Origin of the sequence: Promicromonospora sp. NPDC050249 (genome assembly GCF_040656015.1) — a bacterium.
In the GTDB taxonomy this organism is placed as follows: Bacteria; Actinomycetota; Actinomycetes; order Actinomycetales; family Cellulomonadaceae; genus Promicromonospora.
The window spans coordinates 191767-199628 of record NZ_JBFAKY010000009.1 but is presented as its reverse complement, the minus strand read 5'-3'; the positions used below and the strand labels follow the sequence as shown (position 1 = coordinate 199628).

Sequence of the window (7862 nt, the reverse complement as noted above, 5' to 3'; positions counted from 1 at the left end):
ATCGCAATTTTCACAACTTTTTGTGTTTTGCTGGCCCCCCCTGGGGGGGTGGGCTTGTACCGCGCCCCGGATCCGCGGAATTCCGCGGATCCGGGCCTCTTTGTGTCCTGGGGTGTCGTGGACACCTATGGACGTGAGGAGCCCCGAATTGCCTCCCCGAGAGGCACGCAGGAGGCACGCCGACACGACCAGGAAGGAACCGACGATGGGCACAAAGACCGAGGTACGGCCGCAAAAGCGAGAGGCATGGGGCAGGCTGCGCAAGCTGCCCTCGAAGCGCTGGCAGGCACGTTATGTGGGTCCGGACGACAAGGTCTACTCGGCGCGGACCAAGGACGACAAGCCGCTGACGTTCCTCACCAAGGGCGACGCTCGCGAGTGGCTCAACGGGGTGCACGCGGCGATCAGTCGAGGGGAGTGGCTCCCGCCGGGCGAGGCTGTCCGACGGCGTCGGGTGGCCGCCGAGGCTGCAGCCGCACGGGACGTGACGTTCCGCGAGTACGCCGAGCGGTGGCTGGAACGCATCGCGACCGAGCCCGGCAAAGGTGGCAAGCTGCGCCGGCCAGGGACGGTGATTGCGTACCGAGGGCGGGTGCGCAACTACCTCCTGACGCCGCTCGGGGACCTGAAGGTCCGCGAGATCGACACCGGGCGGGTACGTGCCCTCGTGATCAAGCTCGTCGCCATGCCCTCGGTGCTCAAGGAGGACGCCAAGCACAACGGCATCGCGGGCGACGCCGTCGACGTACTGAAGATGATCCTCCGGGCGGCGGTGCGCGACGGGCTGCTCGCGAAGATGCCGGACGTGCCGACACCGACCCGGAAGTCCGTGCGGCACGACGACGCGCATACGCCCGAGGACGACGTGGCTACGCCGACTCAGGTCGACGCGCTCTACGAGGCCGTGCCGCAGCCCTGGCGGATCGCCGTGCTGTTCGCGGCGTGGTGCCAGCTGCGGCGCGGGGAGGTGCTGGGGCTGCAGCGGCACGACATCGTCTGGAACGGCGACCGGACCGCCGCGATCTTGTACGTGCGGCGGCAGAAGAACGGGAGCACGGGCAAGCTCACTGACCCGAAGTCGGACAGCGGCCTCCGGTCGATGTCGGTCCCGCCGCTCATGATCGAGCGGCTGCGCGAACACCTCGACCAGAACGTGGGGCGGGGTCGGACGGCGCCGATTGTTCCGGGTGGAGCGCGGGGTAACCAGTACCTGTCGGCGTCGCGGTGGAATGGCATCTGGGCGGCTGCTCGGAGCGCGGTGGCGGGACTTCCGGACGGCTACCGGTTCCACGACCTGAGGCACACGGGGCTGACCCGGATCGCGCAGGAGGGGGCGACCCTGGCCGAGCTCATGCGTCGTGGTGGGCACTCCGACGTGACGGTGGTGCTTCGGTACCAGAAGGCGACGATGGCGCGGGATATCGAGCTCGCCGCGCGGATGAGTGTGACGGCGGGGCAGGAAATCCGGCGGGAGAAGGAGCGTGCGAAGACGCCGGAGCACGGGACGGCGTAACGCATGAAAGGCTGGGCCTGCATCGCTGCGGTTCCAGCCTTTCGACGCTGGTTGGCCAGCGAGCGCTCACGCGGAGTGCGCTGAGGGGATCGTGACCACGAGGCGTTGGGTCAGTTCGTTGAGGTCTACCCGGATGAGACGGCCGACGCGGTATCCGGTGATGGTGCCATCGGCGATGCGGCGACGCAGCGTCTTGACCGACACGTGGAAGTGGGCGGCGGCCTCAGCTAGTGGTACCAGGCGGCAGGTGGAAGTGGCGACGCTATCGCGAAACATAGTGGCTCCTCTCAAGGCCCCGGCTCTAGAAGAGAGGTGTGTAGGAGATGCCAGGAAAGCGCCCACGGTCCACGGCTCGGACGGATCGAACGATGTTGGATGCCGAGGCACGCGAGATCGCGGTCACACCGGACCCAGCGAAACTCACTTGAGTCGCACTCTATGCCTGTTTCCGAAGCGGTTAGCGGTGCCTGATCCACTCCAGGACATGTCTGGTGATCGTGGCGTGGTCCGGCCTCGGTGGTCGTTGCCTGCACGCCCGTGGCGGCGTCGTGATTCCTGATCTCCTAGCCGGAACGTCCCGGGCGAGTGTGGACCGAGATCGACCATTCCACCTCCTCGGCCTCGGGGGTAGAACACGAAGAATGTGTTGACGTCGGCGAGCATGCTCAGGATCTCGACGTGCCCGGGGTCTTCGGGATAGCCGCCGGCCCTGGTGTCGGCGTAGCAGGCACGTCTTGGTCCGGCCAGGACGGCAGCGGATTCTCCAATTCACCCAGTGTTAAGTCTGCGGAAGCAATCCACTGGCGGTGATCCTGTGCCATCCTGAACGCTCATGACCAGTGCACCGATGAGGGCTCGAAGGGGATGCCCGTGTGACCGAGCACGCCGAGCGTGAAGAACTCTCTAGGCCATCTATCGAACTCGCCGCATGGGTACTAAAACTACGGGATAGTTCAGGAAAGAGCCCTGCCGAGATTAGTGCCGAAATAGGGCTCGACGAGCAAGATGTCAGTGAGGCGGGAAGCCCTAAGAAAATTGTGAATAGGGCCGTGCTGCAAGGTCTGGCCACGGTGGCTGGTGGGGAAGTCGGCGAGTGGCTTAAGTACCGATCGCGCATGAAGCGACTCATTGACGATGGAGACCACCTACGGCCCCGCGCGCAACTCGCACCACAATGGCACCCTTGGTTCAAGGAGTTGCCTGCGTCGCAGCAGCGCGTGGCGATACCCGACGCAAACGTCCTCGACTCCGGTGAACTCTACGATTCCGAAGGAGCCTTCGCGCGAATTGATCGATGGCTCGCGCAATCAGGTGAGCCTCCAGTATTAATTCTCACTGGCGGCGCCGGTGTAGGCAAGACTTCTCTTCTTCATCGTGTGATTGCCGCTACGGACGAGCTGGCCGTCCAGCCGCCAGACGATGACCCGAGATCGGTTGGGCGCGGACCGATCTCCGTTATGGTCGATGCGGGCGGCAAGTCGCCGCTGGAAGTTGCTCGGCTGATTGGTCGGGCAGTATCAGACGTCCCAATCAATAGAGCGGCAGAGCTCGAATCCGTGGTGTTCTTCTCGCTGCGTGACAGTGCCCGAGCGTGTCTCCTGGTTGTGGACAACCTGGATGAGTCACCCGATCCTGGGGCTCTCGTCAGCCAGGTATTGATCCCCCTCGTTACGGCCCCAACTACGGCTGTCGACATCCGCCTGTTGATTGGGACGAGACCACTCTTTCGAGGAAGTGGCAGCTTTGCTAAATTCGCGTCGCGGATCGTGATCGAACTTGGAGCGGTGAGATACTTTGGGTTCGACGGGCAGGCGCATAGTCTGGAGAGCGGGCCCCGCGTCGACGGGTCTATGGATGCGCAGTCTTTTCATGCTTCGACGGTGAGCGATGCTGCTTCGCCGAAAGATCAAATTGGATTTGCCCCTCACGTCGACGCTTTGGCGAGGGTGGTTGCCGCAAGGTCGACTGAGCCGCCACTCGCTATAGCCTTGCTTGCGGACTGGGGCAGCGGAAAATCCAGCTTTATGGCGCAGCTTGCAGGGCAAGTCGGCCTCTTGGGGATCGCGGATAGAGCGCATTTCGTTCGTAAGGCTCGGGTTGTTACGTTCAACGCCTGGCACTATCACGGGGAGCAGTCAGTTCTCGTCGGCATGATGACTCAGGTATTTCGTGCATTGCAACGGCCTGCTGAGGGCTCCCGCGAACGACTGCGTGAGCCGCAAGACGGCATTAGTGTCGGAGACCCTCAAGCGATCGAAAACCGTCGTGTGCAGGCGAAGCGACGGAGCGCACGCCTCAAGGTTCTGCGCGATCGAGTGAATCTGTCGGGAGCCCTCGGTGGCTCTGCTGAAGGAAGAACCACAAGAACAGCGGTCTCGGATATTCTCGCGAATGCATGGGCACTGGTGTACCTTCCGTGGGCTGTTGTGCAGGGGCGTGCGACTGTTGTCTTACCCGCTGCTGTGGGCATTGCATTGGCATTGGCGGTTGTAGTCGCACAAATCGCCGCACCGGATGTAATGGCTACTGTCTTGGACCGTGCGTCCACGTGGTGGACCGCTATCGCCACGAGTTCGGCGGGAGTTTTTGCGTCGGTGCTGTGGACGGCCATCATTGTGGCGCGTCGTCGAGTGCTCGCAGGCGTAAAGAGTGCAAGCGGAGCGGCTACCCCCGTCCTTGCGTTCGTACGGTCTACTGTCGTGCAAGAACTGAAAGCCAGCCAAGCTGCGTATGAGGACGCTCGTGCTGAGGATGCTTTGGCCCGCCTCGGGAGTGTGCTGGCCCAGGCTGAGACATCGCTCGGCCAACACCGGGGCGTTATCGGCGTCGTCCAGGATGAGATCGAGGCGCTAGCGGATGCTGTCGAGGCGGCTCGGAAACACGCGGAGAGGCTCACTGAAGAAGAGCTCGCGGAACACCTGCCCGACAAGGAACCAGACTTACACGTGGATCGGGTTATTTTGCACGTGGATGATCTAGATCGATGCCCGCCCGCGCGTGTTGTCGACGTCCTCGAAGCTGTCGCGCTGTTGCAGTCCACAAGTCTGTTTATCGTGGTCGTCAGTGTTGACCCCAGATGGTTACGCAAGTCGCTTGAGCACCACACAGGAGTCACCTTTCCAGATGGGGAGGTTCTTACTCACCTGAATAGCCGTGTCGGCAACCCGTTGGACTACCTTGACAAGATCTTCCAGATCCCTTTCACAATCCCTCGCATGCAGGCTTCCGCAGGTCGCGCCTTCCTGCTGGAAGTGGCGATGGCACAAAAGATCATCACGGAGGAGATCCGTGACAAAGATCCGTGGGACGACGACGGGGTCGATTCTGGAGTGCTGGCTAAGAGTGAGCCGTCTGAGGTGCCTGCAGTGGATGACGTCTTGGGCGGGACGGCGGCAACCGTTGATCTGGCTTCTGCAGCCGCCGAGGAGATCGGCGCCCCCGCGGAGCAGACGCTCGCAGAGCTTGCGAAGCAGTCGCGGACTCTCGATTTGGGCGCTCACGAAGTTCACTACCTCGCGGCGCTCACGCACGCTCTTCCGACGCCACGGGCAGTTAAGCGGCTGCTCAACCTGTATCAGTTACTCCGGTTAGGTCGGCAACGTGAAGATCGCCTCAACTTTGCTGAGGCCGACGGCCCGTACAAGGAGGCATCGCTTCTGATGGCACTGCTGGTCGGCGCGCCGGACCAGGCGGCCGAGTTCTTTCGTCACCTGGACGTTGCCTCGGCCGATGCCGAACTAAAGCAGGTGCTTGCTGTGTTGTCCGGGATGCATGCGGATGCTGAGCACGAAGACAGGTCCCACGACTGCTGCCAGTCCTGCGAGCGGTGGGAAGACATCAGTCTCGTGGTGCGCGCAGGTGTGCTTAGAGGGGCGCCGGTGAACGTCGGGCCATATCAGGCGTGGACCCGAGAGGTCTCAAGGTTCAGCTTCCATACAACCCTCCTGAGAAGCAGGCCGGTGGCTACGGGGTAAACGAACGCCTCGCGTGATCGCCGGTGAGAGCGCCCCGAGCCGCGATACCTGACCAGTTCTGGTGCAGAGCTGTGATAACTAACCAGCAAGGGGCTCGGCCAGCGCGTCTCGCAACGTTTGGGACTCGCCGGTTGCGCCACTGCCGGGGCTTCCGCGGCGTGTAATGCCGTGATCAAGCGAGGAGGTCCAGCAGATAGCTGGTGGCGTCCAATAGGGTCTGGGCTCAACCACCGGGGTGCGGCTGTTCGGTGGCGTTGCGTACAGCGTGCGCGCGCTGGGCGAAGTCGTTCGTCTCCGCGAGCACCTTGCGGAAAGTGGACCAGTCTGCCTCGGAGGCGTTTGCGGCGATGACCGTTGGGTCGAAGTGAGTGGTCCAGCCCTTGAGGCCCAGCCAGATCGAGGCCCACTGGCGCAGTGTGGCCGGGGCTGTGCTCCGACTGTCGACCCGGTGGGCGTTCGCCTGCCCCTTGGCCTTGTCCTTGCTGTTGATGTCGGGGTGAGCAGGATTTTCGTGCTCTCTGACCGTAGCCAAGAGTTCCTGTACGTCGGCGGCGGTCACGGGTTCGATGGTCTGTTGGTCGGGATCGGTGGCGGCGAGGGCGGCGCGGACGGCCTCGTACTCGGGGTAGACCGGTTGCCCGTGCTGGATCCGAGCCAGAGCCTCAGCGGCAAGGCTGCGGAAATTTCCGGGCAGGGTCATGTCGCGGGCGAGGTCGACGAGCATGCTGAGGCGTTCGAGAGTGTTCTGTGACTTGCGGCCGGCGACGATCAACGCCGCCTGCTCCCGGACCTTGCCCTGCCCAGAGTGCTCCTGCGCGAACTCCATCGGGCTGTCGGCTCCTACTGGTGAGGTCCGGTGGACTCCACCAGCGGCGTCGATCTTGCTGGTCTTCTTGTTCTCGTTGCGCCGCGCACCTCCGAACCGGGTCTCGGCTTGACGGCGTGCGGCGTCTTCGCGGAGCAGCTCCTTGATCTCGCGGTAGAGGGCTTCCCTCTCCAACGGGGTGTAGTCCTTGCGTTGAGTGTTCTCGTCGCGTTCGGCCAGCAGAGCTGTGACCGGGTCGGAGATCCCGGAACGCACCCAGACCTTGATCGACTTCCAGCCGAGGCGCTTGACGGCTTCCAGACGCCGCCACCCGCACACCAGCACGCGGTCTGGCGTGACGGTCACGGGCTGCAGCAGCCCGAGCTGGTCGATCGACGCGGCCAACGCATCCAGATCGCCGGCGTCTTTGCGGTGCCGGGCACCGACGACGATCGAGTCGACAGCCACAGTGAGAGCCCCTGCCGGGGTGCTGGTTTCGTCAGGCATTACGCACCTTCCTCGTCGTGATCGGTTGACCTGCTGCAGGGACCGCGGCCCCTTGTCCTGGAGGCGCTGAACGGACGATTTGGCTCACGAGCCGCTGATTCGTCAGCAGAGCCGAGATCGGTTCACCGGAGAGGACACGGCGAAGGAGACCGGTGACGTGCCCGAGACCGTCGTCTGGTCCCAGGACGACGCGGCACAGGGCCGTCCACGAGCGGTGCGGAATGTCGAGCAGGGTCAGCGGCGTCAGGTCGCGACGTAGGTACTCGAACGCGGTGGCAGGGTTGCCGGCCTCGGCCAGACGGGAGCAGATGTAGTCCAGGCCGTTGGTGGCGACGGAGCGGGGCCAGCCGAGCGCGACGAGCAACTCGACGATGTTCGCCACGGCCACCGGAACCTCCCCGGGAGCAACACCGTTCACCGACCTCGTGCGGGTAGATGAGTCATCGGGCGATCGACGTCCAACAGCAGTGACCGTGTCGAGGTAGTCCGTCCATGAGCGGTCGCCGTCGTCACGTTCGCCGAACCGGACCACGTCATGGTGCCCGCCGGACATCAGGCGCCGAGCCTTGCCGGTGGAGCACAGCAGAGCGTCTGCGCGTTCGTTCGCCTGTACGGTCAGCTCCACCGCTCTGGTCACCACCGCCCACGGGTCGATGGCACGCACTGTCGCGGGGGCGCGCAGCACCTCGAATGCGGCCACGGCTGCGTCATGCGAGGTCTGTCGGTAGCGACGGGCCAGCGCACCGAACCGGCGGGCGCAGTGGACGAGCAGAGCCTCGGCCTCCGGGTCGGTGGCCCAGGCGTCCGGACCTGCATCACGCAGCCGAAGCAGGAGCTGACGTAGGCCTTCCGGCGAAGCGAATTCCCGTGGCCCAGCTGGTCGATCTGGTGGGACCGTCGGCTTCGTGAGATCGGTGGCGTTCATGTCGTGCACCGTGACATACGCCTGTACCTGTCGAGGTACCCCGTGACGTCCACCCGAGCGCGAATTCTGCGGCTCCGACGACCGGGGGAGATGACGTTTGCGCAGGTTGGTGCACGCGTCGTTGATGTCCCCCAACTC

General features: G+C 64.0%; 5 protein-coding genes. 2 read left to right on the top strand and 3 right to left on the bottom strand.

Annotated elements, in window-relative coordinates; genetic code table 11:
* Nucleotides 1-205 precede the first annotated feature (205 nt).
* On the top strand, nt 206-1513 hold the full coding sequence (locus AB0I32_RS10075) for a site-specific integrase (RefSeq protein WP_357505392.1): 1308 nt from the start codon (nt 206-208) through the stop codon (nt 1511-1513).
* A 66-nt stretch (nt 1514-1579) separates the two neighbouring features.
* Here the strand turns inward: AB0I32_RS10075 and AB0I32_RS10070 are convergent, their stop codons facing one another.
* Nucleotides 1580-1789: a helix-turn-helix domain-containing protein gene (locus tag AB0I32_RS10070; protein WP_357505389.1), complete on the bottom strand. Its 210-nt coding sequence runs from the start codon at nt 1787-1789 to the stop codon at nt 1580-1582.
* 596 nt (nt 1790-2385) lie between these two features.
* Between AB0I32_RS10070 and AB0I32_RS10065 the strand changes: the two genes are divergently transcribed.
* Entirely contained in the window at nt 2386-5487 is a 3102-nt protein-coding gene (locus tag AB0I32_RS10065) for a P-loop NTPase fold protein (protein ID WP_357505387.1), read from the top strand.
* Nucleotides 5488-5710: 223 nt separating this feature from the next.
* On the opposite strand, the gene AB0I32_RS10060 is transcribed toward AB0I32_RS10065, so the two are convergent.
* Both AB0I32_RS10060 and AB0I32_RS10055 read right to left on the bottom strand, forming a co-directional pair.
* Nucleotides 5711-6799, bottom strand: coding sequence for a ParB N-terminal domain-containing protein (locus tag AB0I32_RS10060; RefSeq protein ID WP_357505385.1), 1089 nt, complete (start codon nt 6797-6799; stop codon nt 5711-5713).
* Nucleotides 6792-7724, bottom strand: coding sequence for a hypothetical protein (locus AB0I32_RS10055; protein WP_357505383.1), 933 nt, complete (start codon nt 7722-7724; stop codon nt 6792-6794). Before AB0I32_RS10055 ends, AB0I32_RS10060 begins: the two co-directional genes overlap by 8 nt.
* Between the last annotated feature and the right edge of the window lie 138 nt (nt 7725-7862).